Raw genomic sequence first — 26940 nt, 5'->3', positions numbered from 1 at the left:
TCGCCGCGACGCCTGGAGGAAAGGATATCATGGCGAAGCCGATCCTGAAGGAAAAGATTGCTAGAGGTGAGTTCGTCACCGCGCCGGGCATCTACGACATGATTTCTGCTGTCGTCGCCAACGAGATCGGGTTCGATGTCGTATACGGCTCGGGTTACTGGCTAGCCGCTTCAGCCCACGGTCTGCCGGATGCCGGGATCGCCTCGGTCACACAGATGACGGACCGCATGGCCACGCTGGTGGCGTCATCGAATGCCGCTGTGATCGCTGACGCTGATACCGGCTTCGGCGGCTTGCTAAATGTCCATCACACCGTCCGCGCCTACGAGGCGGCGGGAGTTACGGCGATTCAGATCGAGGATCAGGAGTTTCCCAAAAAGTGCGGGCACACACCGTTCAAGCGGTTGATCCCTGTCGAAGAGATGGCGCGCAAAATCCGGGTTGCGGGGGATGCGCGGGGGAATGACAGCTTTCTCGTAATCGCGCGTACGGATGCCAGGCAGTCGGAAGGTTATGACGGGGTGGCGCGCCGGCTCGAAGCCTATGCCGAGGCCGGTGCCGATGTGCTGTTTCCCGAGGCGCTGACGGACGCTGGCGAGGTTCGCTCGATCACAGCGGAGTTCGATACGCCGCTGCTCGCCAACATGGCGCATGGCGGGCTGACGCCCATCTCGCCGCCGGACGAGCTCGCGCGGCTCGGCTATGCGATCGGGATATATCCCGCGATGACCGCGCTCGCCGCCGCCGCTGCGGTTCGCGATGTGCTGTCCCGTCTCAAGAATGGGGAAGCGCCGACCAACAACGAACTGTTCGATTTCAACCATTTCTGCAGCCTTATAGGGTTCGAGGAGGTCTGGGAGTTCGAGCGCAAATGGGTGGACCGGACATGACCGCCGCCCCGCGCACGCTCTATGAGAAGATCTGGGATGCCCACGTCGTCCGCCAGTCGGACGACGGCACCGCGCTGATCTACATCGACCGGCACCTGGTCCACGAAGTCAGCAGCGCGCAGGCGTTCGAGGGGCTGCGCGAAGCCGGCCTGCCGGTGCGCCGGCCCGACCTGACGCTGGCCATGCCGGATCACAACGTGCCAACCACCCCGCGCATCGATGCCGAAGGCCGCAAGGTCGCAATCGACGATCCCGCTAGCGCCGTGCAGCTCGCCACGCTGGAAGCGAACGTCGCGGAATTCGGCGTGCCGTTCTTCGATAGCGTGGCACCCGAACAGGGCATCGTCCACGTGGTCGGGCCGGAGCAGGGGTTCACGCTGCCGGGCTGCACCCTCGTCTGCGGCGACAGCCATACGGCGGCCCATGGTGCACTGGGCGCGCTGGCGTTCGGCATCGGCACGACCGAAGTGGAGCATGTGCTGGCGACCCAGACGCTGCGCCTCGGCCGGTCGAAGACGATGGAAGTACGCATCGACGGCCAGCTTCCCCCGGGTGTGTCGGCCAAGGATGTCATCATGGCGGTGATCGGCGAGATCGGGACCGCAGGCGGCGTGGGCCACGTGATCGAATACCGCGGCGACGTGTTCGCGGCGATGACGATCGAAGAACGGCTGACCGTGGCCAACATGTCGATCGAGGCCGGTGCGCGGGCCGGGCTGTTCGCGCCGGATGACAAGACCTTCGCCTATCTGGAAGGGCGGCCCATGGCCCCGAGAGGTGCCGCGTGGGACAGCGCCGTCGCATCATGGCGCGACCTGCGCACGGACGAGGGCGCGACGTTCGATCGCACCGTCGTGCTCGATGGCTCGCAAATCGCGTCGCTCGTGACTTGGGGCACGAGCCCGGAGGATGTGGTGCCGGTGACCGGCAGCGTCCCCGACCCGGACGATTTCGCAAGCCCGGAAAAGGCCCGTTCGGCGCGTAATGCGATCGAATACATGGGGCTGCGCGCGGGGCAGGCGATGCGCGAGGTCGAGATTCAGCATGTCTTCATCGGATCGTGCACCAACAGCCGGATAGAGGACTTGCGCGCCGCGGCCGCGATCCTGCGCGGGCGCAAGCTGGCGGAGAACATCCGCAGTGCGATCGTCGTGCCGGGATCGGGGCTGGTGAAACTGCAGGCGGAAGCCGAGGGGCTGGACAAGGTCTTCATCGACGCGGGATTCGAATGGCGCGAGCCGGGCTGTTCGGCCTGTCTCGGCATGAACCCCGACAAGATACCTCCGCGCGAACGCTGTGCCAGCACCTCCAACCGCAACTTCGTCGGCCGGCAGGGGCCCGATGCGCGCACCCATCTCGTCTCGCCGGCTATGGCCGCCGCATCCGGCGTGGCCGGGCGGCTCGCCGATGTTCGCGACTATGCGGGGCAAGCGGCATGACCCTGACGATCGTGGAAAGCCGTGCCTACCCGCTCGGCCTGGCAAATATCGACACCGACGTCATCATCGGCTCCGACTGGCTGAAGACGGTGAGCAAGACGGGCCTCGGCGCGGGCGTGTTCGGCGCCCTGCGCGAGAACCGGCGCACCGTGTTCGACGATCCGGTATTCTCCGGCGCCGAAATTCTCGTCGCGGGTGCGAATTTCGGCTGCGGCTCCAGCCGCGAGCACGCGGCCTGGGCGTTGGCGGATTTCGGCATTCGGGTCGTCATTGCGCCGAGCTTCTCCGACATTTTCGCGAGCAATGCCTTCAAGAACGGCATCCTCGCCGCGCAGGTCGACGAAGAAGCGCTGCCGCCTTTGATGGAGGCTGCACATGCAGGCCCGATCACGGTGAACCTGATCGAGCAGACGATTACGACCGCCGAAAGTACGCAGTGGCGCTTCGATATCGAGCCATTTCGGCGCGAGTGCCTGATCGAGGGGCTGAACGAGATCGGGCTGACGCTGGGCGACGAAGAATTCATCGCTGCGCACGAGCAACAGGCGGGCGAGCATGCGCCGTGGCTGATGACGGTCGAAAACCGAAGGACGATACGAAATGGCTGAATGGCTGAAGCGCGGCGCGACCGCGGAAGCGAAGGCGGATGCGGACCGCAAAGTGCGCGACATCGTGGAAGCGGCACTGGCCGATATCGAGAAGCGCGGCGATGCGGCCGTGCGCGAGATGTCGATCCGCTTCGACGGCTGGGACCGCGAGAGCTACCGTCTCCGCCAGTCGGAAATCGACGCCTGTGTCGACGGGCTGACCGCGCAGGAACGCAAGGACATCGAGTTCGCGCAGGCGCAGGTGAAAGGCTTCGCACAGATCCAGCGCGATTCGATGCTGGATGTCGAGGTCGAGACGCTTCCGGGCGTAGTGCTGGGGCACAAGAATGTTCCGGTCAATTCCGCCGGTTGTTACGTGCCCGGCGGCAAGTATCCGCTGCTTGCATCGGCGCATATGAGCGTCATCACCGCCAAGGTGGCCGGGGTGCCGCGGGTGGTGACCTGCGCGCCGCCGTTTCAGGGCGAGTTCGCGAGCAAGATCGTCGCCGCGCAGGCGCTGGCAGGGGCCGATGCGATCTATGCGCTGGGCGGCATCCAGGCCGTCGGCGCCATGGCGATCGGCACGGAGACGATCGACCCGGTCGACATGCTGGTCGGCCCGGGTAATGCCTTCGTCGCGGAAGCCAAGCGCCAGTTGTTCGGCCGTGTCGGCATCGACCTGTTCGCCGGCCCCACGGAAACGCTTATCATCGCCGACGAGATCGGCTGCGATCCCGAGATGGCGGCCACCGACATTCTCGGCCAGGTCGAACATGGCCCCGACAGTCCGGGCGTGTTGCTGACCAACAGCGAGGCATTCGCGCACGAAACCATGGCCGAGATCGACCGCCTCCTCGAAATCCTTCCGACCGCGGACCACGCACGCAAGGCATGGGACGATTTCGGCGAGGTGATCGTGGCCGAAAGTTACGAGGAAATGGTCGCGATCGCCGACGACATCGCTTCGGAGCACGTGCAGGTGATGACCCGCGATCCCGACTATTTCCTCGCCAACATGACGAACTACGGCGCGCTGTTCCTGGGCAGCCGCACGAACGTGTCGTTCGGCGACAAGGTGATCGGCACGAACCACACGCTGCCGACGAAAAAAGCCGCGCGCTACACCGGCGGGCTGTGGGTGGGAAAATTCCTCAAGACCTGCACCTATCAGCGCATCACCAGCGACGAGGCTTCCGCTCTGATCGGCGAATACTGCTCGCGCCTGTGCGCGCTCGAGGGGTTCGCCGGGCATGGCGAGCAAGCCAATATCCGCGTGCGTCGCTTCGGCGCCCGCGACGTCCCCTATGCCGGGCAAGCCGAGCCCACGCCCCGCACTGCAGCCGATGCATGAGCCAGCTGCCCTGCCACGGAGGATGAAGCGATGATCGAGCGAAAAAGTGCGGACCGGCAAGGCTACCGGATGAAATTTGGCGTTCTCGGCCCGTCCACCAACACGATCGTCCAGCCCGATTTCGACGATCTTCGTCCACGCGGTGTGACCAACCACTATGCCCGCATCCATGTCGACAACGCACAGGCGATCTCGAACGAGACCTTCATGGCGGGTGCCTGGAAGATCAGCGACAACACCCACGACGCGGTGCGCCGCGCGCTGACGTGCAAGCCCAACCACCTGGTAATGGGAATGTCGGCGGTGACATTCTTCGGCGGGGCCGAAGGCGGCCGCAAGTGGCGCGAGCAGGTGGAGCAGGTCGCGGGCCTTGGCGTGACGACCGGGTCGGAAGCGACCGCCGCGGCATTGCAGGCCTATGGCGGCATCAGGAAGATCGCCTTCCTTTCCCCCTATTTCCCCACGGCCAATGCGGAGGTGCGCAATTTCCTGGCCGACTACGGCTTCGAGACCGTGCGCGACATCGCGCTCGAACGGCCGAGCTGGATCGCCATCGCCGAGACGACCGAGGACATGGTGCGCGACACGTTCCATCGCCTGGATGGCGACGACGTCGATGCGCTGATTCAGGTCGGCACCAATCTCGACTGCATGCGCTTCGCCGCCGGTGCCGAGGCGTGGCTCGGCAAGCCCGTGATCGCGATCAACACGGCAACGTATTGGCATGCGCTGCGCACGGCCGGGATCGCGGACCAGATCGACGGCTTCGGCCGCCTCATGGCCGAGTTCTGATCCACCCGGCGAATCCGGCACGAAATTCAGCCCACAGGGGAATGCAACCAGAATGAAGACGAAGCGAACACAGGTGCTGGTCGCCGGGGGCGGCCCGGTGGGATCGGTCGCCGCCGCTTATCTGGCGGGACAGGGGATCGACGTGATTCTGGCCGAAGCCGGTTCCGAAGCGGCGCTGGACCTGCGCGCCTCCACGTTCCACCCGCCCACGCTGGAAATGCTGGAGACGCTCGGGATAACCGATCATCTGATGGCCAACGGGCTCAAGGCCCCGGTCTATCAATGGCGTGATCGCCGCTCGGGCGAATTCCTGTCGTTCGACCTGACGGAGATCGCTGACGTCACGAAGTACCCGTTCCGGCTCCAGTGCGAACAGTCGCACCTCGCGCAGGGGCTGGCGAGCCGCCTGTCGTCACGCGACGGGGCCGAGGTGCTGGTCAATCACCGTGTCACCTGGATGGATCAGGATGCGGACGGCGTCGACGTGATGCTGGAAACACCGACCGACGTGATGAAGGTGCGGGCCGATTACGTCATCGGGGCGGATGGCGCGAACTCGATCATCCGCAAGCGCCTCGGAGTCGAGTTCGACGGGTTCACGTATCCCGAGAGCTTTCTGTGTCTGTCCACGAAGCAGGAAATTCGCGATGAGATACCCGATCTCGCCCACGTGAATTACATCTCCGATCCGAACGAATGGCTGGTGCTGTTGCGGGTGCCGCGGTTCTGGCGCGTGCTCGTGCCCGCGAACGAGGAAAACCCGGCCGAGCTGTTGTCGGAAGAGAAGAAGAGCGCGGTATTCGGGGGCTTTCTCGCCGATGGTGAGGCTGTCCGGACCGAACACAGCACCATCTATCGCGTACACCAGCGCGTAGCGAAGAACTTCCGGGTCGGTCGCGCGCTGCTCGCTGGAGATGCGGCGCATCTCAACAATCCGCTGGGCGGTTTCGGCATGAACAGCGGGATTCATGATGCCTTCAACCTGTGCGAGAAGCTGGTTCGAGTAATCCGGGGCGAGCCGGAAGAACTGCTCGATCTCTACGATCGCCAGCGGCGCAAGGTGACGCACGACTTCACCCAGCAGCAGACGATTCGCAACATGGAAATGATGCGACACGGTCAGGGCGAAATGCACGAACGTCGTCGCGCCGAAATGCAGGCGCTGATCGAAAACGATGAGGCGCGCCGGACCTATTTGCTCAGGCAGGCCATGTTCTGCAGCCTGGCGGATGCGGCGGCGATCGACTGAACGGTAACCATGGCGGTTTATTTCCGCCAAGCGGATAAAAGCTGACTGGCATCTACGAGTATTGCGCGATGCAAGGTTACTTTGACACGGAAATATCAGGGAGGTGACCTTGAAACGACATTTCGTTTACACGGCCTGCTATCCGGCGATTGCAATCGCCTGTCTCGCAGCTCAACCAGCACTCGCACAAAACGAAGTCGCGACCGATGAAGTCGCCGAAGCCAATCCGGCCTCTTCGGATGCCAATGTGATCCTTGTGACGGCGCGCCGCCGAGACGAATCGCTTCAGGAAGTCCCGGTCGCCATCAACGTCCTGTCCGAGCAGATTATCGCCGAGAAGGGCATAAACGATGTCTCCGCAGTGGCTTCGCTGACACCGGCGCTGCAGTTCGACACGGGCTCGTCGCCTGCGGATATCCGTCCCTCCCTGCGTGGGATCGCACTGGTCGAGGGACGCTCCAACGTCGCAATCATCGTCGACGGTATCGATGTTACCGGTGTTTCGCTCAACACCGTCATCGGCGGTGGCGGCGCGCAGACCGCGACAGCACTGATGGACCTTGAGCGGGTTGAAGTCGTAAAGGGACCGCAGACGGTTTATTTCGGGCGCAGCGCCTTTGCCGGGGCTGTCCACTTCATAAGCAAGGACCCGGAATTCGATCTTGGCGGATCGGTCGAACTTGCTGCGGGCGATCATGGTCAGCGCGAGTTGACCGGCCATATCACCGGCCCCATCGTTGGCGATGTCGTGGCAGCGAAACTCTCGGCGACCTACCGGGGGTTCGATGGATTCTACCAGAATCCGGGCGACGGTTATAATCTCGATGGTTACGTGACGAAGGGCATCGGCGGCGCCGTGCTCATTGAAACCGGCGGATTGACAGCGAAGATCCGTGGCAGCTTCATCGATCAGGATTCGGGTACCGGCGCGGGCTTCATTCTGCCGCGTGAAGATACCTCGCTGAACGGCGTGAACCTCATAACCGAAGAAGACTTCGACGAATCGCAGGTCGCGATATCGAGTGACCACCGATACGCGGGCAATGATTCCAAGACATATCGTGCGGTGCTTGATCTGGAATATGATCTCGGCGGCGGGCTGACGCTCAATTCGCTTTCGGGATACAACCGGATCAAGTCGCGGATTGAATTCGATTTCGACAAAAAGCCGGACAATATCCCGTCAGGCACGGAGCTGCCGGGCGGTCTGGTGAACTGTCTGCCGGATGTCTGCGTCGGCATCTTCGATTTCGACACCGACCTGCAGCAGATCAGTAGCGAACTTCGCCTAGCCTACGAGACCGACGGTTTTCGGGCGATGATCGGCGGCTACATATTCGACGAGAATTACGAGGAAATCGATTATACCCGTTTCCTCGGTGCGCGCCCTTTCATCACCAGCACGAGGGATAATATTCCCGCCCGGCCAGCGCTGCTGAATACGAACACCTATTCCGGCTTTGGCGCGCTGGAATTTGACGTCACCGATCAGCTGACTGTGACCGGCGAACTTCGCTACAATCACGAGAAGATCGAAGCCGCTGCTGCGACCGGGGTGAACATCCTGTTCCTGACCGGGAGCAACGAGATCGATTTCCGCGACGAGGTTACATACGACACATGGCTCCCGCGGGTTTCGGTAGGTTACGAGGTCAACGCCGACCTCAACTTTTATGCTACAGTGGCCAAGGGTTCGAAGCCCGGCGGGTTCAACACTGGTCAGGTGCGCAACGATCTCCGTCCGTTCGGCCAGGAGACGATCTGGTCGTACGAGATCGGCGCCAAAGGCTCCGCGTTCAGCAATGCCGTGACATGGGAAGCGTCGGCCTACTATTCCGACTGGAGGGACGTGCAGACGACGACGATCTGCTATGGATCGGCCAGTCCGTTCGGCCCAGAGCCCGAATGCCCTACTTCGGGCGCGGTTTCGATCAACTACATCGTCAACGCGGATTCGGCCGAGGTCAAGGGAGCGGAATTCGCCGCCAGCGCCCAGCTGACGGACTGGTTTTCGCTCTCGGCGAGCTATGCCTATACCGACTCGAAGTTCGAGGATTTCGTAGCGCGCGACGTGTTCCCTGCCCCTGCCGGCACAACCCGTCAGTTTGGCGGCAACCGCGTGCAACTGATTCCCAAGCATTCTGCGAGCGGGACCGCGCGTGTGGAAGCGCCGGTGGCGGATGCGCTTGACGGGTTTGCGTCGTTGACCGGTAGCTATCGCTCGAAGCGCTTTGCGCGGTTCGACAATCGCGTTTTACTCGACGACAAGATTACTCTTGATGCGCAGATCGGGGTGAAAACCGACAGCTTCACCGGCCTGCTGTTCGTGAACAACCTGCTCAACGATCTGACACCGGATTTCAGTCGCTACTATGGTAACTTCAATCCAAGCCGGCCGAACGGCGAGTACATCACCGCACCCGCTCAGCGCCAGATCGGTATCCGACTGATAAAGAACTTCTGACCCCGTCGAGAGTGATGGCAAAGGCCCCGCGTCTCAGATCGAGGCGCGGGGCCTTTCTCTTGCGTGTCGCGATAGCGACCCGGCGATCAGGGGAAGAGGAGTTCAAGGCCGCCCGATACCGGAATCGCCTGGCCGGAGATCGAAGCTGCCGCACCGGAGACGAGAAACGCAATGAAGCGCGCGACCTCGTCGGGCGTTCCAACGCGGCCCAGAGGCGTTTTCGCTTCCACCATCCGACGGAAAGCGGCCGCGCCTTCTTCGCCAAGCGATTCGACAACGCTGTCGCTCCAAATCAGGCCGGGCTGAATCGAATTCACACGAACGCCTCGCGGCTGCGCGACCTGTTCGGCAAAGGCGCTGCTCAGCGCTATCATGGCCGATTTGGAAGCACCGTAGGCCGATCCACCGTAGCCGGCGCGTATTCCGGCCACGCTGGCTACATTTACGATCGCGCCGCCGGTTTCAGCCAGCGCGTCCACCGCGGCGATCATGCCAGCGCGGCACCCCGCATAATTGAGATGCACGAGATATCGCAGCGTCTCTTCCGGCAGATCCTGGATCGGCAGGTTCTTCGCATCCCCTGCGTTATTCACCAGGCCGTCCAGTTGCCCGCGCTCCGCCATGATGGACGTTACCGCGCGCTGCCAGTCGATTTCCTGCGTGATATCCAGCGGCACAAACATGCCATCCCCACCGGCCGCCCTCGCGAGTTCCACCGTTTCCCGCGCCAGTTCCAGTTTGCGTCCGCCGACTGCGACCCAGCCGCCCCGCCGGGCGATCTCAATCGCGGTCGCGCGTCCGATACCTGATGTCGCACCCGTCACGAGATAGGTACGTCCCGCGAGATCGAAATCACCCGGAGTGCCGACGACGTGGCCGAGGGCCACCTGCGCACCGGCGAGGAAGCTGGTACGATCGCCGATGAATGCCTCGATCGTCTGCTCGATCTGCATCGCCGGCGCGTGCCGCGATATTTCCATGCGGTTGGAGCAGATCGCGATGCCGAGCTTGGAGGCATCGAGCATGGCTGCGCGCCCGGCTTGAGCTATCGCGGCCGACGCAGCCGCTCGATCGACGGCATCGTTTCCTTCAGGAGAGGTGATGAGCGTCAGCAGCTTTCCACCGTTTTCCGGCAAAAGCGTGTTGGCGAATTTAGCTGTCAGCCAAGCGGACCGGATTTCCCCTTCCGCGCCGTCGCGACCGCTACCCCCGAACGGACAGTGGATCACGGTATCGAAACTTGCGTCCGAGCGTTTGACGAGATCGGTCCAGCCGCGCTCGTCGCCGGAAAGCTCGACGGCCGTCAGATCGGCATATGCGGGTGCGGGACGCCCCGCCGGGAAGGTCGCCACCACACGCGAGCCTGCGTTTGTGGCGGCGGCTATGGCATGGTGGCCGAAGGGGTGGTCGGCATTGACGACAAGTATGCCACAGGGCTTCACAGGCCGATGTCCCCGCCGAAATTCACGTAAGCGAGGCTCGGCTCGTTTGCGCAAAGCTTCCCGATTTCGCTCCCGGGCGGGAAGAAGAAATAGCCGCGCCCCTTGACCGGGGCGTTTCCGTCCACCGCGATGCCGCCGCTCATCATGAATATTTCGAGATAACAGCCCAAATGAGCTGTTCTGGAGGTCCAGCCGGCAGGCAGTTCGACCAGCGCCGAGCCCTCGCCAGTTTCGGGATGCGTGCTGAGGATTCTCGCGCGAACCCGATCGCCGAGCAATTCGCCCGGAATCATGGATGCCGTGTTGTCCTCGCTCTTGTGGACCACCGGTTGGCGTGGGGGAGCTGTTTCGGCGACGCAATAGAGATCGTCCTGCTCCGGTTGCTCGACGAAATTGAAGTCCAGATCACGGCCGACGCGTGACAGGAATGTCGATTCTTCGCGGATTGCGCTCTTGAAGCCGTGGACCGTCTCGGGCGGATGGAAAACATACGTGCCCGGAGTGACCCAAATACGCGAATCGAAGCTGAAGCATCCGGATATCCCGATGATCTCTTCGTAGGTGTGATGATAATGCGCGACTTTGGGAGGCTCGTAGCGATCCGCTGGCGAAAGGCGCTGCAGCGCCGTGCGCGCGCCGGTCTCGGGATCGCGGCTGAGCTCACGCGAATAAAGGCCGGGGGGGCCCAACGGCTTCCATTCGAGGCTATCGACATCGAGGTTTACGATTCTGGGTCTCATGGCTGCTCTTCCCGCGATCGGCTTGCGTGGTTAAAGAATAAACCACACGCACAACACTCCTCCATCGACCAAGCGCCCCTGTTTCCGCCTGGTGGATATTAGTGCAAAATCCTTGGTTGCTCCGCAGTTCGAGGTTCATTGTCGGGCGATGGTGACGAACAGGCAGGTATGACCTCGACGAATTCCGACCCCGCAACCGGCGCTCTGGCGATCGATACCTCGATCTGCCTTCATCAAGCCGATCTGCCCGACGAGGTCATAACGCTCTGCAAGGGCGTCCGCGCGAAGGGCAAGCTGTTGAACAATGCAGCGGATGGCAGTTTGCGCAGTGCCATTCTCGATTTCGCCGGCGAAGAGCAGTTGGAGTGGCCTTCCTGCAGCGGAACCTTGCAGCTTTTCGTCCTGAAGGGCGTTCTGATAGTCGACGGAAACATCATCGGGGAAAATGGCTTCGCAGTTTTGCCAGGTGCGATCGCGCATCGGATCGTGGCCCTTTCTGGTGCTTCGGTAGTCGCGATCCGCGATGTCTTGCCGGAAGGCGATTGCCCCGAGGCCGTATATATCCCCGACTGCTTCGCCGTTGACCCATTCGTGCCAACAATCAATGGCCGGTTGCTCGAAGGATTCGAGCGGCGCGTGCTCTGGCTGGATCCGCGGACGGGCGCCGACACGCGCCTGCTCAAGGTCCCGGGAGGATTCGCGGGGGGCGGGCCCAACTGGCACCCGGTCAACGAGGAAATATTCTGCGTGTCAGGGGATATTCAACCCGACGATACGCGCCCGATGCGGACCGGCTCGTACTTACTTAATCCTGCTCGCTCTATCCATGGTTTCGACGAGCGCACCGAGGGTGGGTGCGTCCTGCTCGAATGGCATGACGGTCCATGGGACCTGATCAGTGCGCCCGGCGCCGAGCGTCTCTCGCGATGACTGCGATTGCCCGATCCGCCGCTCCTTCTGGCGCCTCGCGCTGGCGATCGTGGGGTTTGATTGTCGGTCTGCTGATGGTGATGACCGTTTCCCACGGCATCATCTCGGCGGGATTGCCCGCGCTCGATTCTGCGATCCTGGAAGATCTGGGAATATCACGCGGGGCGCTCAAGCTGCGCGAAACGATCTTTCTGCTGTCGTCGGGCTGCTCGGGCCTGTTGATCGGCTTCCTGACGCTGCGCGTCCAGCCCGCCCGGATCGTGCACCTGGGGTTGATTCTTCTGGCGGCGACGCTGTTCACCTATTCGTATGCCACGTCGATCGAGCAGATCTACCTGCTTTATGTTCTGCTCGGTCTCTGCTTCGCGTGCTCGCATGTCGTGATTGTGGTGCTGATGGTTCGCGAATGGTTTGCGACGAAGCGCACATTGGCGATATCCATCGCGCTGTCCGGCACCAGTATCGGCGCGGCTATCTTTCCCAACGTAACCGTCGCGGCGCTGGAAGGGCTCGACTGGCGCGAGGTGGTGCGCTGGGCCGCGATCGTGCCGCTCGTCGTGCTGCCGGCGGCCCTGGTTCTCGTGCGTGGCGGGCAAGCTGCGGCTCTGGCGGACGAAGCCGGGTCCCGGCCCGCGCAGGCCACCGCTCCGCACCTCCGCCGCCCTCTTGCGCTGGCGCTGCTCATGATGGCGACGTTCGGCACGTTCTTCGCGTCGACCGCGTTCCTGCTCAATCTCTTCCTGTACCTGCAGGATATCGGAATGAATGCGCGCAGCGCCGCGATGGGGCTCAGCGTGGTGTTCATCACCGGCCTGGTCGGCAAGGTACTGGTCGGCATGGCGGCCGAGAAATGGGGCACGAACCGGGTGTGGAACTCGCAGCAGCTGATCCTGCTGGCAGGCGCGCTGGTGCTCAGCATCACGACGCCCGCGTTCGCATTCCTCGGCCTGCTGCTGCTCGGTGCGGGCTGGGCGGGATGCTACGTGCTGACCCAGGTGGTGATCGCGGATTACTTCGCGGGGCCGAGACTCGGGCAATACACGGGTGCGTTCATCGTGTTCGAAGCCATCGCCTCGGGCATGGGCGTCTGGGCGGCGGGCGCGACGTTCGACGTCTTCGGAAGCTATCGTCCCGGCTTCTATGTGTGCACCGCGCTGATCGCGGTCGCCGTGGTGTGCGGCTACTGCTTCCGCCGGGTCATGGCCTCGACAGAACGGGAGACATCAGCATGACTGCCCTCGCCAAGCTGGAAACGCCGCTGGCACCGGTTCGCACGGCCGACGTCGATTGGGAAGTGCTGGGCACGCATGGGCTGCGGCGCAAGCGGCTGGGTCACGACGTATCGACTGGGCACGTAACGTTTTTGCTGGATATCCCGCGCGGCTGGCACGGCGGAGGGGTGGCGCATTACCACGAAGGCTTCGAAGAGGTCCTGATGCTGTCCGGCTCGGTCACGCTCGACGGGCAGCACCACTGGCATGGCGGAGATTATTTCTACCGCCCCGCGCATGTGGTGCATGGCCTTGCCGAAAGCTCGCAGGAAGGAGCCCGCGCGCTGGTGCGTTGCGACCGGATGCTGGAACTTCTGCTCGTCCCCGAACCGGAAAGAAGCACCGAATATCCGCTGCCCGGACAAACCGATCCGCGCGGGCACGTGTTTTCGGTCAAGGTGGACGACATTCCGGCGGAATGCGATCCGGCTTTTCCTCGCGAATGGAAGATCAAATCGCTCAGCCGCGATCCGCAAACCGGAGCGCGGACTTTCATGACCATCGTTCCGCCGGGCTGGACTGGCTCGGCTCCAGCTATGGCGGGCGACTGGGAAGCCTTCGTGCTCGACGGCGATGTCGCGGGCGCGGCGCATCGATATGGCGACGGCGATTACACGGTCGGTTCTGCCGCTGATGGTCTGCTTGCCGCGTCCGCCAGCGAGCGCGGCGCTACGGTGATGGTCTGGATGTTCGACGGCGCCCGATGAAAGCGGCACGCTTGCACGGACCCGCCGACCTGCGGATCGACGATGTGCCGCGGCCGGTGCCGGGCCCCGGGCAGGCGCTGGTGAGGGTTGTCGCCTATTCGCCCTACGGCACCGACATCGGCACGTTTCTCAACCGCGGTGGGCGCTACGTCCAGCAATACCCGGTCGGGATCGGGGCCGACTTTTCCGGTATTGTCGAGGAATTGGGTCCCGATGTAACCGGCCCGGCCCCTGGCACACGAGTTTCGGCACTGTCGCTCGATCATTGCGGCGAATGCGCGCGTTGCTTGGGAGGCCGCACTAACCAGTGCATCGACCCGGCTTTTGCGGTGCAGGTGCGACAGACCGCGTGCGAGGAATATACGCTCGTGTCCGCGAACAAGCTTTGCCGCTTGCCCGACGGAGTATCGTTCGAAGAGGCTGCGATGCTCGCCGGCCCAGTCGACGCGCTCAATGGCTTCAGGCTGATGGGGCTCGCCGCCGGGGGGGCGGTGACAGTGATCGGGGTCGGTGCGATGGGCCTTGGTGCAATCGCGACCGCCAAGGCGCTCGGCCTGCAAGTGACGGCCGTCGGTGGAAGCGGGAAACGCGCAGATATCGCCCGCGAGATCGGGGCGGATCGTGTCTACCCGATACCGGTGCACGGCTATGATGTCGCCGCAGAGGTGATCGAGGCTCAGGGCCCAAGCGATGCGATCTTCGAAAGCACCGCTTCGCCTTGGGGCAATGAACAGGCCTTTCGCCTCGCAGCGATGGGCGGCGCGATCGCCATTACCGGTGGGAGCGATCTCGGCATCGGTGGATGGACGCTCGTCGAACGCGAATTGCGTCTTTTCGGAGTTCGTGCGGGCGCGGGACAGGCGGAGGTGCTGGCGATGATCGCTGACGGCCGTCTCGACGTGATGTCGGCGCTCAGCCGTCGCTTCGCCTTCGATCGCGCCGCGGACGCGTTCGCGTTGCTCAGCGGCGAGAAAGCCGCGGATATCGGGCGCGTGATCATTCGCATAGCAGACTGAGAAAAGAAGGGATGGAAGCCGCCATGTCGCCAGACACCTTGTTCGAACGAGTGAACCGAGAAGCCATGAGCGATCGGCACAAGGCCTCATGGGATCGCTCAAAAGAGCTGCACGGCGACACGACCTTCGTGGAAGTGCTGGCCAACGCCCCCGATGCCTACGACTGGTACAATGATGCGTTCTATCGCGATCTGTTCTACTCGGGCCGTGTCGACCGCAAGCTGGTCGAACTCGTCCGCCTCTATCTTGCCGGCCGGCACGGCTGCGCTTCGTGCAACCGCAGCGACTGGGCCGCGGCGCTGGCGGCGGGCTATACCGAGGAACAACTCGATAGCCTGCACGACCCGGAGAACGGACCGTTCGAGGAACGCGAGAAGGCCATTCTCGCGCTGGCATCCGTCATGTCGCTCGCCAATGCAGCCGATGTCGTGGAGCCGGACCTCCATGCGCGATTGCGCACCTCCTTCTCGACGGGAGAATTGGTGGAATTTGGGATGATCATGGCGATCCTAACCGGCATGGCGAAGTTCATCTTGGCCTTCGACCTGCTCGAACGCCTGAAGTCCTGCCCATTCACCACTCCCGGACGCAAATAGAGGCTGCGAAGCCGTTGTTCCGCTGTGCGGAAATTATCGGCTTCATTCTTTGCCGGGGCGACCGGCCCAAATAGACCGTGCCCATGTGGTGCACACGTTATCCAATCCCGTCGACCGAAGGCCAGTGCGGCCCCCGCACCGGGCAGGTGGGGCCGTGACGCAGGGCGGCCGCACGATCGAAATGGTCGAAGTTTCGCCGCGTGACGGGCTTCAGAATGAGAAGGCGTCGATCTCGACCGCCGACAAGATCGAGCTGATCGAACGTGCGATCGCGGGCGGCAGCCGCCGGATCGAGGTGACCAGCTTCGTCAATCCCAGGACGGTGCCGCAGATGGCGGATGCCGAGGCGGTCTGCGCCGGCCTGCCCCAGCGCGATGATGTCACCTTCATCGGGCTGGTGATGAACCGGCGCGGCGCGGATCGTGCGCTGGCCACCGGTCGCATCGATCAACTCGGCGCCGTCGCGGTCGCCACCGATACCTTCGCCATGGCGAACCAGGGGCAGAGCAGCGATGGCTCGATCGATGCGGCGAAGGAAATCGTCGCTGCCGCGCGCGATGCCGGCAAGACCGGCCAGGTCACGATCGGCGCGGCGTTCGGTTGCCCGTTCGAAGGGGAGGTCGCCGAAGATCGCGTGATCGGGATGGCTCGCGCGCTGGCCGAGGCGGTGCCGGTCGAAATCGCGATCGCCGACACCATCGGCGTGGCCGATCCGGCGCGGGTGACGTCGCTCGTCATGAAACTGCGCGATGCCGTGCCGCACGTGCCGGTCCGGGTGCACTTTCACAACACGCGCGGGACCGGGATCGCCAATGTATGGGCCGCGGTGCTGGCCGGGGCCGTTTCGGTGGATGCATCGATCGGCGGGCTTGGCGGCTGTCCGTTCGCGCCGGGCGCCGCGGGCAACGTGTGCACCGAGGATGTCCTCTACATGTTCGAGCGCGCCGGCGTGCGGACGGGGCTCGATCTGGCGAGCCTGATCGAAACGAACCACTGGTTGAGCGGCCTGATGGGCCGTTCCCTGCCGGGAATGGTCGCCGGTGCGCCACCTTTCCCGAAGTCAATCTGAAGAAGGGAATTCCGGCTCATGGGATACAGACTGGGTGTGGATGTCGGCGGTACGTTCACGGATCTGCTGCTGTTCGATGCGGCGTCGGGCAATTTCTGGCGGCACAAGACGCCTTCCACGCCCGCCGACAGTTCGGAAGGCATCCTGACGGGCGTGACCGCGATCTGCGCCGAGGCGGGCATCGATGCCGGCGAGATCGAATATTTCCTCCATGGCACGACCGTGGCCACCAACGCGGTGCTGGAAGGCAAGGGGGCGAAGGTCGGCCTGGTGACGACCGAGGGTTATCGCGACATCCTGCAGATCGCGCGCAGCTTCGTGCCCGGCGGCCTCGCGGGCTGGATCGTCTGGCCCAAGCCGGAACCGCTGGCCGCGCTGGAGAATACCGTCACGGTGAAAGGCCGCATGAACGCGGCGGGCGAGGAGGTTCGGCCGCTGGTGGAAAGTGACGTGCGCGCCGCCCTCACACGCTTGAGGGACAACGGCGTCGAGGCCGTGACGGTCTGCCTGATAAACGCCTATGCCGATGGTGCGCACGAAAAGCGTGTCGGCGAACTCGCGGCCGAAATCCTGCCGGACGTGCCTATTTCGGTGAGCCACGAGGTCCTCCCTGAAATGCAGGAGTACGAGCGGGCGCTGACCACCGTCGCCAATGCCTCTGTGCGGCCGGTCGTCTCCCGCTACGTCTCGAACCTCCGCAACCGCCTGGCGGACGAGGGGATGAACGGCAGGCTGTCGCTCCTGCGATCGGACGGCGGCCTGATGAGTTCCGAGAAAGCCGAGGAGCATCCAGTCAACATTCTGATGAGCGGGCCGGCCGGCGGCGTCACCGGCGCGATCTGGGTGGGGCAGAATGCCGGCATCCGCAATATCCTGACGCTGGACGTGGGCGGCACCTCCACCGACGTCGCGCTGATCGAGGACCTTGAAGCGCGCCGGCAGCGTAATACCGAGGTCGGCCATCTGTCGGTCCGCGCCTCGGCGCTCGACGTGAAGACCGTCGGCGCCGGAGGCGGCTCGATCGCCTACGTGCCGGAGCTGACCGGCGCCCTGCGGGTCGGGCCGCAATCGGCCGGGGCCGTGCCAGGGCCCGTCGCCTATGGCAAGGGCGGCGAACTGCCGACCGTCACGGATGCGAACGTCGTGCTCGGCTATCTGCCGGAAAACCTGCTCGGCGGTGCGTTCAAACTCGACCGGGATGGCGCAAAGGCGGCCGTGCAGACGATCGCCGACGCGCTGGGGATCGGGCTGATGGATGCCGCGCGCGGCATCATCGACATCGTGAACGAGAACATGTTCGGCGCGCTGCGCATGATCTCCGTGCAACAGGGATACGACCCGCGGGACTTCGCGGTGATGGGCTTCGGCGGGGCCGGGCCGCTCCACGTCAATGCGGTCGCCCGCCTGATGGGTTCGTGGCCGGCCATTTCTCCGGTTTCGCCGGGCGTTCTTTGCGCGCTGGGCGATGCGACGACCCGGATGCGGACCGAGACGGCGCGGTCGTGGTCGCGGCTGGCCTCGGCCACGCAGGTCGATGACCTGATCGCCATGCTGGATGAAATGGCGGAGCAGGTGCGCGGCGAATTGCTGGCCGATGGCGTACCTGAGGGCGAGATCACGACGACGTTCGAGATCGACGTACGGTACGCGGGGCAGGCGTTCGAGGTTCCGCTGTCCGTCACCCCGGACCTGCTTTCCGGCGATGGAATCGAAGGCATCCTGGCGCGTTTCGACGAAGAGCACGAACGGCTGTTCACGTTCAATATGGAAACCCCGCACGAGATCGTGAACCTGCGTGCGGTCGGCCTCGGCAGCGGGCTCGATCTGCCGGCAGCGCAGCTCGAGCAGGGCGACGGGGATCCGGCTGCCGCGAAGATCCGCGACCACACGCTGTGGATGAATGGGCGCGAGCAGGATGCGGTGATCTACGACCGGGCGAAACTGCGGGCCGGCGACATCGTGCCGGGCCCCGCGATCGTGTGCGAGATGGACTCGACCACCCTGATCGAAAGCGACTGCGTCGCAACTGTCGACAGCGTCGGCAACATCCTGATCAACCTCGCTTGAACGGAAGGGCACAACCATGCCAGCGGTAATCGTCCAGGACAACGAACAGCCCTTTCAGCGCGTCGAGGTTGATCCCGTGACGCTGGATATCGTCGAGAATGCCTTGCGCAACGCACGCGTGGAGATGGATGCGACGCTGGTCCGCACGGCCATGTCGCCGGGCATCCGCGAGCAGGGGGACGCGTTCCCGCTGATCGCAGACCACAACGGCAAGATGATCGTCGGGCAGTTCGGCAGCTACATCGGCCCGTTTCTCGAGCAGTTCGGCGGGACGATCGAGGATGGCGACATGATCTTCCTGTCGGACCCTTATTCCGTCGGCGGCGCGATCAGCCACTCGAACGACTGGCTGGTGCTCTTGCCGGTGTTCAAGGACGGGCGGCTGATCGCCTATACCTCGATGTTCGGCCACCAGTCCGACATTGGCGGCAAGGTGGTTGGCTCCATGCCGATCAAGGCGCGGTCGATCTTCGAGGAAGGCGTCCGCATCCCGCCGGTGAAGATATGGAAGAACGGCGAATACAACGCCGACCTGATGAAGCTGGTCATGCACCAGACGCGCAAGCCGGACTGGTGCGCGGCGGACCTGAATGCGCTGATCGCATCGTGCCGGGTCGCAGCGCGCCGCGTGGTCGAGATGGCCGACCGGTTCGGCGACGACGTGTACGTTTCCGCGACGCAGGAACTGCTCGCGCGCAACCATCGGGCGATGAAGAACCTGCTGGCGCAGGCGGTGGGCGAGGAACCGGTCAGCTTCGAGGATTACATCTGCGACGACGGCATGGGTTACGGCCCGTACCGCATCAGGTGCACGATGTGGCGGGAGGGCGACAGGGTCGTGCTCGATTTCGTGGGAACGGACCCGCAATCGGCCGCTTCGATCAATTTCTTCCTGAACGAGAACATGTTCAAGATGTTCTTCGGGATCTACATGATCATGGTCTTCGACCCGCTCGTCCTGTTCAACGACGGGTTCTACGATCTGATCGACGTCCGCATCCCGCAAGGCTCCCTGCTCAAGCCGGAATTTCCGGCGGCACTGTCGGGGCGGACGCACGCGCTGGGGCGGATTTTCGACATCCTCGGTGGCCTGCTGGGCCAGAAGACGCCCGAATTTCTAAACGCTGCCGGTTTCTCGTCGAGCCCGCACCTCTTCTATTCTGGCAACGATACCCGACCTGGGCGTGGCAACGAGTGGTTCCAGCTGTTCCAAATCGGGTTCGGCGGCATACCGGGCCGTCCTCTGGGCGATGGCCCTGATGGCCATTCGCTGTGGCCGGGCTTCACCAACGTGCCCAACGAATTCCTTGAGCGTTATTTTCCCATGATGATCGAACGCTACGAGACCGAGCCGGATTCGGGCGGCGCGGGCCTTCATCGCGGCGGCAACGGCATCCACATGGTCTACCGCTTCCTCGCGCCCGGCACGATCTCGGTCCACGACGATCGATGGTTCGTTCCGCCTTGGGGCGTGAATGGCGGCGCTCCCGGCAAGCGGGCGCGCAAGATTCTCGAAAAAGCCGACGGGACGACGCGCGTGATCGGCAACAAGGTGGAAGACGTGGAAGTGGACGTGAACGACCAGTTGCATTTCATAACGTGGGGCGGCGGCGGCTGGGGCGATCCATTCGAACGCGACCCTGCACTGATCGCCAGGGAGATTGTCCAGGGGCTCGTCACCGCTGAGGGCGCGCTGGCCTATGGTGTCGTCATCACCGAAGACGGAGCGGTCGATGCCTTGGCGACCCGGGAACTGCGCGAGCGCCTTCGCGCTGAACGCGGGCCGGTTCCGGTATTCGACAAGGGGCCCCCGATCGAGGAACTGCGCGCCAATTGCGAAGCGGAAACCGATCTTCCCGCGCCGATCCAGCCACGCTGGGCTAACGTACTGGAAGGAGCGAGGCGATGAGCGAGGGTGCTCTCAGCGACATTCGCGTAGTCGAACTCGGCCAGCTCCTGGCTGGCCCGTTCTGTGGGCAACTGCTCGGCGACATGGGCGCGGACATCATCAAGGTCGAACCGCCAGGCGCGGGCGATCCGATGCGCGTCTGGGGACAGGGCGAAGAAAAGGTCCAGTGGGAAGTCATCGGCCGCAACAAGCGTTCGGTATCGGCCAACCTGCGTGTCCCGGAAGGGCAGGCCCTGGTGCGAAAGTTGATCGCGCAGGCCGATGTCCTGATCGAGAACTTCAAGCCGGGCACGCTCGAGAAATGGGGCCTCGACCCCGCGCGCCTGCTTGAAGAACAGCCGGGGCTGATCATCGCCCGGATGTCCGGTTACGGCCAGACCGGCCCCTATTCCACGCGGGTCGGCTTCGGTGGGATCGGGGAAGCGATGGGCGGCTGGCGCTACGTCGTAGGCGAACCGGACCGCCAGCCCGCGCGCATGGGCATCTCGATCGGCGACACGCTCACCGCGACTTATGGCTGTCTCGGCGTGCTGGCAGCCCTGCATGTGCGCGAGCGGACCGGAAAGGGTCAGATCGTCGACGCGGCGCTCTACGAAAGCGTGTTGCAGGTGATGGAAGGGCTGGTGCCCGAATACGATCACATGGGCCTGATCCGCGAACGTACAGGCTCGATCCTGAAGGGTGTTGCACCCTCCAACGTCTACACCTGCAAGGACGGTTCGTTCATGATCGGCGCCAACAAGGATTCGCTGTGGCAGCGCCTCGCGGCGGCGATGGGGCGTGAGGAACTTGGCACCGATCCGCGCTATGCCACGCATATCGCTCGCGGCGAAAACCAGGACGAACTGGACGATCTCATCAACGCCTGGACCGCGACCCTGACGATCGCGGAACTCGATGAATTGATGATCGCACACTCGATCCCCGCGGGCCGGGTTTATCGCGCGCCGGACATGCTCGCCGATCCGCACTTCAAGGCTCGCGAAGCGATTATCGAGGTCGAGACTGAAAAATATGGGCCGCTGAAAATGCAAGCCGCCTTCCCCAAGCTTTCGCATACTCCGTCTGCCGTTCGCCGTTCCGCAGCCTCGAAAGTTGGCCAGCATAACGTCGAAGTATATTCAGATTTGTTGGGCATAAAGGCCGAAGAGCTAACGGAAATGGAGCAAGCGGGAATTATATAGGTTCTGGCGAAGTGCTGACTAACCTGAGGGTCACCAGAGCCTGTCAAAGCGGCGAGGTGGAACTCATCTTTCGCTCCGCTCAGCCCGCACAGGAATAACCGATCAAGTTTTTTTAACAGGAAGTTGCGTTTCATCATCACACTGGGCCTCGACATTCTTCCAATAAGATCGCGTAATCCTCCCAATAAAACTGCGATTTATTAGAGGTAACACTTGCGGCAGCTTTGCGCCTTCATTGCGGACTTTCGTGCTTAGCCGAAGTCACCCCGGAACCGGACATTCCCGGAAGCGGACTGAGCCGCGATCAACTTGTCCGCTGACAATCCGCAAGCGCTTCGCGCAATTCATCCAGCCACAGATCGTAAGATCGCCAAGCCCCTTGGCCTGAACGATTGAGCGGGCGACGAACCTGTTCCGAACTTGCGGTGCGCACCGCGCGATCTGTGCGGTGAAATTCAAGGCAGGCGTCCTCGAAGGGCAGCCCGATATGCTCGAGCATTCGGCGCGTCTGGCCTTCGAGATCGTCCAGCACGTGCTCGTGATCTACCCGGAGAACGCGGCCCGGCAGGACTCGGTCCCAATGCTCCATTAGCCTGACGTAGTCGGCGTAGTAACGCCCGATCTCGCTAAGACCATAGGTGAATTCCTGCCCCTCGGCGAACAGTTGCTTGAAGCCTGAGAAGCAGCAATCCAGCGGATCGCGCCGGGCATCGATGATGGTGGCATTGGGCAGGATCAGGTGGATCAGGCCGATATGCCGGAAATTGTTCGGCATCTTGTCGATGAAGAACGGCGCACCCTGCCGGTGGATGCGCGTCTCATCGATGAATTTGCGACCGAACGCCTCCAGCTTCTCGCGCGGCAGGTCGTGCAGGATCGCCGGGTACTGGCTCTGCCCCGCCTTGCGTCCACGCAAATGCTGGGCGAGCGAGAGGATATTGGGCAGTTCCAGCGTGCCGTCGATCTGCGAATGGCTGGAAAGGATCTGCTCCAGCAACGTCGAGCCCGCGCGCGGCAGGCCGAGGATGAAGATGGGGTCGGGCGCGTCATGCCCGGCCCCTGCCTTCGCGGCGAACAGGTCCGCCGTGCAATGTTCGCGCTGCCGCGCGAGCTCGGCGCTCATCGTATCGGCATCGTATCGCGTCTGGGCACGTTTGAGGCGGTTGCCCTCCTCGTAATGGCGAAAGCTCTCCTCATACGCGCCGCGATCTTCCAGCGCCTTGCCCAGCGCGAAGGAGAGATAGACCCGGTCCATCAACGTGCGGCCGGGGCGCGCCGCCTGCGCCCGCATGGCCGCGAGTTCCGCGTCGGGAAAGCGATAGGTCTTCAGGTTGGCAAGCGCGTTGTAGGCATCGCCATGGTCGGGCTTCGCCGCGATGGCCGCGCGGTAGCTGGCGATGGCTTCGTCCTGCCGGCCGGTGGTCTTGAGCGCATGGCCGCGCGTGGTCAATGTGGCGGGGTCGTTCGGCAGCTTCGCCAGAATGGCGTCGAACAGCGCGAAGGCGCGGTCGTAATCCCCGGTCTGCATGCTCTCCACCGCGAGATGCGACTGGAACAGCGGATTGGCTGGATCGCGGGCGAGCAGCGCCTCCGCCTCGTCGCGTGCCTGCGCGAATTTCTGGCGTCTGCGCAACACGTCGATATAGTCGAGCCGCAACCGGATATTGTCGGGCGCGAAGGTCACCGCGCTTTCGAGCAGGAACTCGGCATCGTCGAGCACTGCCAGCTTCACCCCGATCTGGGCGAGCAGCCGCATGCCCTCCACATCGCGCGGATGGCGGCGCAGGTAGTGGCGGCAGATTTCCTCCGCCCGCGCCACGCGACCTTCGTGCAGGTGGTGCGTGACCGCCAGCAGTTCGCGCGGGAGCGATGCGATCCGTTGCGCCTGGGCCAGCGCGGCCTGCGCCGGTTCGCGTCGCCCGTCCGCCGCCTGCAATGCGGACAATGCGCGCCAGCTCGCCTCCAGCGCTGGGTTGAATTGGGTCGCGCGGATATAGGCCTGCTCCGCCGCCGCAGCGTTACCCCGGGCACGTGCCAGGTGCCCCGCCTCCTGCCATGCCCGGCCGTATTCTGGAGAGACGGCGCCAAGACGATCGAGGCAGGATGCTGCCACATCGTATCGTTTCAGGTAGCGGGCGGCGACTGCCCCGATATAGAGCGCCTGTTCGTCCTCGCCCTCGCTCTCGCCTTCGAGCATCGGCTCGACCAGCGCGAAGCCGCGCTCGAAATCACCCGCTTCCAACGCCTTGCGCGCGCCCGCCAATGTCTCGTCGCGTTCGGTCATCGCCCTTTCCCTAAACAGCAAGACGGCGGCAATGCCCCCCCGCAAGGAGCCCATTCCCGCCGTGAAGCCGTTCGGATCGGTTGCCGATCAGTAGGAGTAGGTCGCCCGCACACCTACCGTCAGCGGCCGATTGACCGTGATACGCGCACGATCGAAGTTGAAATTGCCGGCGATCTGCGCCCGCTTGTCGAACAGGTTCTGGCCATACAGCTCAACCCTGTAGTTTTCGGTTTCCACGCCCAGCGCCAGGTCGACCAGCGTGTAGCTTTCCAGCTTGAGCCGGTTGATCTGGATAATGTCGGTAAATTTCGAACCCGAATAGCTGACCTGCGGCTGCACGAAGGCACCCACTGCGTCCGACAGGTCCCATTCGTAGCGCACGCGCAGATTGCCCTGGAAGGACGGTGCATAGGCCAGGTCGGAGCCTTCCACCACGTCGTCGGTCGGGGTCAGGACCTCGGTCACCTCGGTATCGAGAATCGACAGCGCGCCCGATACCGACAGCCCGGGCAGCGAGTACGGGGCATAGGTAAAATCCGCCTCGATGCCCATGATCTCCGCATTCGCCGCATTGTCCGAGAAGAACAGGTTGGTGATGCTGGGATCGAAGATGGTCGTCTGAAGGTCGGTGATATCGACGTAGAATACGCTGCCGTTCAAGCGCAGCTGCCGGTCGAGAATCTCGGTTTTCCAACCAATTTCGTAATTCTTCACGTCATCGGTGTCGAGTTCGAACGGTACGGTGAAGCCGCCCGGCCCCTGCGCGCCTCCGGGGCGATTCAGCAGCCCCGGACGGAAGCCTTCGGAATAGGTCCCGTAGAACAACAGGTCGCGCGTCGGCGTCCAGGTCAGCGTGCCCTTGAAGATCACCCCTTCCGAACTGGCCTTGTCGGGATTGCCGAACGCGTTGTCCTCGCCATAGATCAGCGAGAGATTGGTGCCGCCGCAGCCGGGAATGTTAACCTGATCTTCCACCGGAACACCCGCGTTCGCTCCGAAAATGGGCGAGTTCTTCTTGCAGAAGGCAGAGGTCGCGGCACCCTCGATGTCGACTTCCACGTCGTAGTAACGCGCACCGCCCGTTATGCTGAGCGTGTCGGGCACGATGTCGAACGACACCTCGCCGAACAGGCCGAACTGCTTGTCCGTGCGCTTCACGTCGTTGCGGAAGCCGGAATCCACGGGAAGCGGGCCGGGATCGCTGAAATAGCCGGGAAAGGCGTTGCCCGTCGTCCCTGTCACCTCGGTGTTGGTGAAGGGATAGATCGGGGCGTAGCCGCGCGTCACCCCATCCGAGCCGCGCGAGATATCCCGGGCGTAGAAATAGTCGTTACGTTCCTTGAGCACGAGATTGGAATAGAACGCGCCCGCCGTCGCGCGCAGCCGGTCCTGCTCCGGCGTGCTGACGCGGAATTCCTGCGTGAAGACGGTGGTATCGGTGGTCGAGCCGATCGAGAAATCGGGCGCGTAGCAGGTCGGATCGGCCGGGGCCGAATCCACGCTCGCCGGATAGGCGACAGCGGTGTCGCAGGCATAATATGGGATATACTGGCCAACGAACAAATAATCGGAATAGCCGATGTTCTGCTGCGTCTCGCGGTCGGTGTAGGCACCGTTATAGACCAGATCGAGCGTCCCGAGCCGTCCCTCGATCGACCAACTGGTGTTCGAGAAATCGTCTTGCAGGCTGTCGTCGGAATAGCGCTGGATTTCCAGATCGTCGAGGTCGAGTTCCGGGTCAGCGAAGAACACGCCGTCCGATTCGATGCCCTGCCGGGTGTGCGCCACGGTGAGGCGCCAGTCCGGGTTGAATTCGTAGAGCGCGCTGACGCGAAAGCCCGAATATTGCGTGTCGTTGAAATTGTCCTCCACCAGCGTCGCGTTGTTCGCCTCGATGAAGGTCACGTCGTTGTCGACATAGGCCAGCGACGCGGGATCAGACTGGAAGCCGGCACGGTTCGCGGAGACCGGCACGCCGTTGTCGCGCACCGTGCCTTCAGGCCGGAACCGGGCGCTGTCGCGCAGCGAACGCGTGCCCTGCACATTGTCGATATAGCCGCCCTGGTCGTCCACGAAGGCCACCGCGCGCAAGCCGAAGTTCTGCGTGACCGGCACGTTGAGCATGACCTCGGCCTTGTAGCTCTGCTCCCCGCCCTTGGTGAAGGATGTGCCCATGGTCGCTTTGGCGTCGAAGCCGGCCAGATCGGGCTTGTTGGTGATCAGCCGCACGACACCCGCCTGCGAGCTGGCCCCGAACAGCGTGCCCTGCGGGCCGGACAGAACTTCGATCCGCTCCAGATCGGCGGCATAGACATCGAGGTTGCGGCCCGGCTGCGCCAGCGGCTGCTCGTCGAGATAGAGCGAGACGTTGGGCGCGAGCCCGGCGACGCCCGCAGTGCCCAGGTTCGGCGTGGTCGAGGCAAGGCCGCGGATGTAGATCGTGCTCTGGCCCGGCCCGCTTCCGCCGGCGGTGACGGTGGGCAGCTGCTCGAGATAGTCCTCGAAAGTATTGATGTTGAGCTGCTCCAGCCCTTCCTCGCCCAGCGCCTGAACCGAGACCGGCACGTCCTGCAGGTCCTGACTGCGGCGCTGCGCAGTTACCACGATGGTCTGCACGCCGCCTTGGCGTGGTTGTTGGGACGACGCGGAGGGCTGCGCTTCGCGCTCTCCGGCGGCCGGGGTGGAATCGGTGCTCTGCGCTTGCACGAGCGTGGGTGAAAATAATGCGATTGCCAGCGCGCCGACCGACGCGCCGTTTGCGAATTTCGTAAGGATGGGAGCCCCCTGCTCTCTTTGACATGAAATCGACCGGCCGGCGCGACGTGGCCGGCCGGTCATCGACGGGAATGTTCGTTAGAAGGGCAAGGCTACGGAAGCAGGGCCACCGGGGCCACCGAAGCAGGCCCCATGTGCCAGCACTGGCTTTGAGGTGTTACTCAATTGCCACAGATCA

The 26940-nt window shown here is 63.5% G+C and carries 20 protein-coding genes; 16 read left to right on the top strand and 4 right to left on the bottom strand.

What is annotated here, in order from left to right:
• The first annotated feature begins 29 nt into the window (after positions 1–29).
• From ACE3QC_RS10795 to ACE3QC_RS10765, 7 genes are all read left to right on the top strand, one after another.
• Entirely contained in the window at positions 30–890 is an 861-nt protein-coding gene (locus tag ACE3QC_RS10795) for an oxaloacetate decarboxylase (protein ID WP_374408103.1), read from the top strand.
• On the top strand, positions 887–2329 hold the full coding sequence (gene leuC, locus ACE3QC_RS10790; RefSeq protein ID WP_374408101.1) for a 3-isopropylmalate dehydratase large subunit: 1443 nt from the start codon (positions 887–889) through the stop codon (positions 2327–2329). Before ACE3QC_RS10795 ends, leuC begins: the two co-directional genes overlap by 4 nt.
• Positions 2326–2937 (top strand): 3-isopropylmalate dehydratase small subunit, encoded by a 612-nt coding sequence (gene leuD, locus ACE3QC_RS10785; RefSeq protein WP_374408100.1) that lies wholly within the window; start codon positions 2326–2328, stop codon positions 2935–2937. The genes leuC and leuD overlap by 4 nt, the downstream gene beginning before the upstream one ends.
• The gene (hisD, locus tag ACE3QC_RS10780) at positions 2930–4267 is read left to right on the top strand and encodes a histidinol dehydrogenase (RefSeq protein ID WP_374408098.1); all 1338 of its coding nucleotides are present in this window, start codon (positions 2930–2932) and stop codon (positions 4265–4267) included. The genes leuD and hisD overlap by 8 nt, the downstream gene beginning before the upstream one ends.
• 69 nt (positions 4268–4336) lie before the next feature.
• A complete protein-coding gene (locus tag ACE3QC_RS10775; RefSeq protein WP_374408096.1) occupies positions 4337–5059 on the top strand; it encodes an arylmalonate decarboxylase in 723 nt (240 codons plus the stop codon).
• Positions 5060–5111: 52 nt separating this feature from the next.
• Positions 5112–6308 carry an FAD-dependent oxidoreductase gene (locus ACE3QC_RS10770; protein WP_374408094.1) on the top strand — a complete coding sequence of 399 codons (1197 nt, stop codon included), beginning with the start codon at positions 5112–5114 and terminating at the stop codon, positions 6306–6308.
• Positions 6309–6417: 109 nt separating this feature from the next.
• Positions 6418–8772: a TonB-dependent receptor gene (locus tag ACE3QC_RS10765; RefSeq protein ID WP_374408093.1), complete on the top strand. Its 2355-nt coding sequence runs from the start codon at positions 6418–6420 to the stop codon at positions 8770–8772.
• 86 nt (positions 8773–8858) lie between these two features.
• Here the strand turns inward: ACE3QC_RS10765 and ACE3QC_RS10760 are convergent, their stop codons facing one another.
• Positions 8859–10127 carry an SDR family NAD(P)-dependent oxidoreductase gene (locus tag ACE3QC_RS10760; protein WP_374408091.1) on the bottom strand — a complete coding sequence of 423 codons (1269 nt, stop codon included), beginning with the start codon at positions 10125–10127 and terminating at the stop codon, positions 8859–8861.
• An 83-nt stretch (positions 10128–10210) separates the two neighbouring features.
• Entirely contained in the window at positions 10211–10954 is a 744-nt protein-coding gene (locus ACE3QC_RS10755; protein WP_374408089.1) for a cupin domain-containing protein, read from the bottom strand.
• Between the two features lie 168 nt (positions 10955–11122).
• Here ACE3QC_RS10755 and ACE3QC_RS10750 point away from each other — a divergent pair, with 168 nt between their 5' ends.
• From ACE3QC_RS10750 to ACE3QC_RS10710, 9 genes are all read left to right on the top strand, one after another.
• Positions 11123–11884 carry a cupin domain-containing protein gene (locus ACE3QC_RS10750; RefSeq protein WP_374408087.1) on the top strand — a complete coding sequence of 254 codons (762 nt, stop codon included), beginning with the start codon at positions 11123–11125 and terminating at the stop codon, positions 11882–11884.
• The gene (locus ACE3QC_RS10745; protein WP_374408085.1) at positions 11881–13116 is read left to right on the top strand and encodes an MFS transporter; all 1236 of its coding nucleotides are present in this window, start codon (positions 11881–11883) and stop codon (positions 13114–13116) included. Before ACE3QC_RS10750 ends, ACE3QC_RS10745 begins: the two co-directional genes overlap by 4 nt.
• On the top strand, positions 13113–13862 hold the full coding sequence (locus ACE3QC_RS10740) for a cupin domain-containing protein (RefSeq protein ID WP_374408084.1): 750 nt from the start codon (positions 13113–13115) through the stop codon (positions 13860–13862). The genes ACE3QC_RS10745 and ACE3QC_RS10740 overlap by 4 nt, the downstream gene beginning before the upstream one ends.
• Positions 13859–14878 carry a zinc-binding dehydrogenase gene (locus ACE3QC_RS10735; protein ID WP_374408082.1) on the top strand — a complete coding sequence of 340 codons (1020 nt, stop codon included), beginning with the start codon at positions 13859–13861 and terminating at the stop codon, positions 14876–14878. Before ACE3QC_RS10740 ends, ACE3QC_RS10735 begins: the two co-directional genes overlap by 4 nt.
• Positions 14879–14889: 11 nt before the next feature.
• Positions 14890–15474 (top strand): carboxymuconolactone decarboxylase family protein, encoded by a 585-nt coding sequence (locus ACE3QC_RS10730; protein ID WP_374408080.1) that lies wholly within the window; start codon positions 14890–14892, stop codon positions 15472–15474.
• A gap of 181 nt (positions 15475–15655) precedes the next feature.
• On the top strand, positions 15656–16543 hold the full coding sequence (locus tag ACE3QC_RS10725; protein ID WP_374408534.1) for a hydroxymethylglutaryl-CoA lyase: 888 nt from the start codon (positions 15656–15658) through the stop codon (positions 16541–16543).
• An 18-nt stretch (positions 16544–16561) separates the two neighbouring features.
• On the top strand, positions 16562–18610 hold the full coding sequence (locus ACE3QC_RS10720) for a hydantoinase/oxoprolinase family protein (RefSeq protein WP_374408078.1): 2049 nt from the start codon (positions 16562–16564) through the stop codon (positions 18608–18610).
• 16 nt (positions 18611–18626) lie between these two features.
• The gene (locus ACE3QC_RS10715) at positions 18627–20519 is read left to right on the top strand and encodes a hydantoinase B/oxoprolinase family protein (RefSeq protein WP_374408076.1); all 1893 of its coding nucleotides are present in this window, start codon (positions 18627–18629) and stop codon (positions 20517–20519) included.
• Positions 20516–21703, top strand: coding sequence for a CaiB/BaiF CoA transferase family protein (locus ACE3QC_RS10710; RefSeq protein WP_374408074.1), 1188 nt, complete (start codon positions 20516–20518; stop codon positions 21701–21703). Before ACE3QC_RS10715 ends, ACE3QC_RS10710 begins: the two co-directional genes overlap by 4 nt.
• A gap of 304 nt (positions 21704–22007) precedes the next feature.
• Here the strand turns inward: ACE3QC_RS10710 and ACE3QC_RS10705 are convergent, their stop codons facing one another.
• Both ACE3QC_RS10705 and ACE3QC_RS10700 read right to left on the bottom strand, forming a co-directional pair.
• On the bottom strand, positions 22008–23987 hold the full coding sequence (locus ACE3QC_RS10705; protein ID WP_374408072.1) for a sulfotransferase: 1980 nt from the start codon (positions 23985–23987) through the stop codon (positions 22008–22010).
• Positions 23988–24074: 87 nt separating this feature from the next.
• Complete coding sequence (locus tag ACE3QC_RS10700; RefSeq protein WP_374408070.1) at positions 24075–26603, bottom strand: TonB-dependent receptor; 2529 nt, start codon at positions 26601–26603, stop codon at positions 24075–24077.
• Between the last annotated feature and the right edge of the window lie 337 nt (positions 26604–26940).

It is taken from the genome of Pelagerythrobacter sp., assembly GCF_041912895.1.
Lineage (GTDB): Bacteria > Pseudomonadota > Alphaproteobacteria > Sphingomonadales > Sphingomonadaceae > Pelagerythrobacter.
The sequence above is the reverse complement of the archived record's forward strand: the minus strand, read 5'-3'. Positions and strand labels throughout refer to the sequence as shown.

Excerpts from the sequence above, each read along its gene's own strand:
- ACE3QC_RS10795 (WP_374408103.1), top strand. The coding sequence starts at position 30 with ATGGCGAAGCCGATCCTGAAGGAAAAGATTGCTAGAGGTGAGTTCGTC.
- leuC (WP_374408101.1), top strand. The coding sequence starts at position 887 with ATGACCGCCGCCCCGCGCACGCTCTATGAGAAGATCTGGGATGCCCAC.
- leuD (WP_374408100.1), top strand. The coding sequence starts at position 2,326 with ATGACCCTGACGATCGTGGAAAGCCGTGCCTACCCGCTCGGCCTGGCA.
- hisD (WP_374408098.1), top strand. The coding sequence starts at position 2,930 with ATGGCTGAATGGCTGAAGCGCGGCGCGACCGCGGAAGCGAAGGCGGAT.
- ACE3QC_RS10775 (WP_374408096.1), top strand. The coding sequence starts at position 4,337 with ATGAAATTTGGCGTTCTCGGCCCGTCCACCAACACGATCGTCCAGCCC.
- ACE3QC_RS10770 (WP_374408094.1), top strand. The coding sequence starts at position 5,112 with ATGAAGACGAAGCGAACACAGGTGCTGGTCGCCGGGGGCGGCCCGGTG.
- ACE3QC_RS10755 (WP_374408089.1), bottom strand. The coding sequence starts at position 10,954 with ATGAGACCCAGAATCGTAAACCTCGATGTCGATAGCCTCGAATGGAAG.
- ACE3QC_RS10750 (WP_374408087.1), top strand. The coding sequence starts at position 11,123 with ATGACCTCGACGAATTCCGACCCCGCAACCGGCGCTCTGGCGATCGAT.
- ACE3QC_RS10745 (WP_374408085.1), top strand. The coding sequence starts at position 11,881 with ATGACTGCGATTGCCCGATCCGCCGCTCCTTCTGGCGCCTCGCGCTGG.
- ACE3QC_RS10740 (WP_374408084.1), top strand. The coding sequence starts at position 13,113 with ATGACTGCCCTCGCCAAGCTGGAAACGCCGCTGGCACCGGTTCGCACG.
- ACE3QC_RS10735 (WP_374408082.1), top strand. The coding sequence starts at position 13,859 with ATGAAAGCGGCACGCTTGCACGGACCCGCCGACCTGCGGATCGACGAT.
- ACE3QC_RS10730 (WP_374408080.1), top strand. The coding sequence starts at position 14,890 with ATGGAAGCCGCCATGTCGCCAGACACCTTGTTCGAACGAGTGAACCGA.
- ACE3QC_RS10725 (WP_374408534.1), top strand. The coding sequence starts at position 15,656 with ATGGTCGAAGTTTCGCCGCGTGACGGGCTTCAGAATGAGAAGGCGTCG.
- ACE3QC_RS10720 (WP_374408078.1), top strand. The coding sequence starts at position 16,562 with ATGGGATACAGACTGGGTGTGGATGTCGGCGGTACGTTCACGGATCTG.
- ACE3QC_RS10715 (WP_374408076.1), top strand. The coding sequence starts at position 18,627 with ATGCCAGCGGTAATCGTCCAGGACAACGAACAGCCCTTTCAGCGCGTC.
- ACE3QC_RS10710 (WP_374408074.1), top strand. The coding sequence starts at position 20,516 with ATGAGCGAGGGTGCTCTCAGCGACATTCGCGTAGTCGAACTCGGCCAG.
- ACE3QC_RS10705 (WP_374408072.1), bottom strand. The coding sequence starts at position 23,987 with ATGACCGAACGCGACGAGACATTGGCGGGCGCGCGCAAGGCGTTGGAA.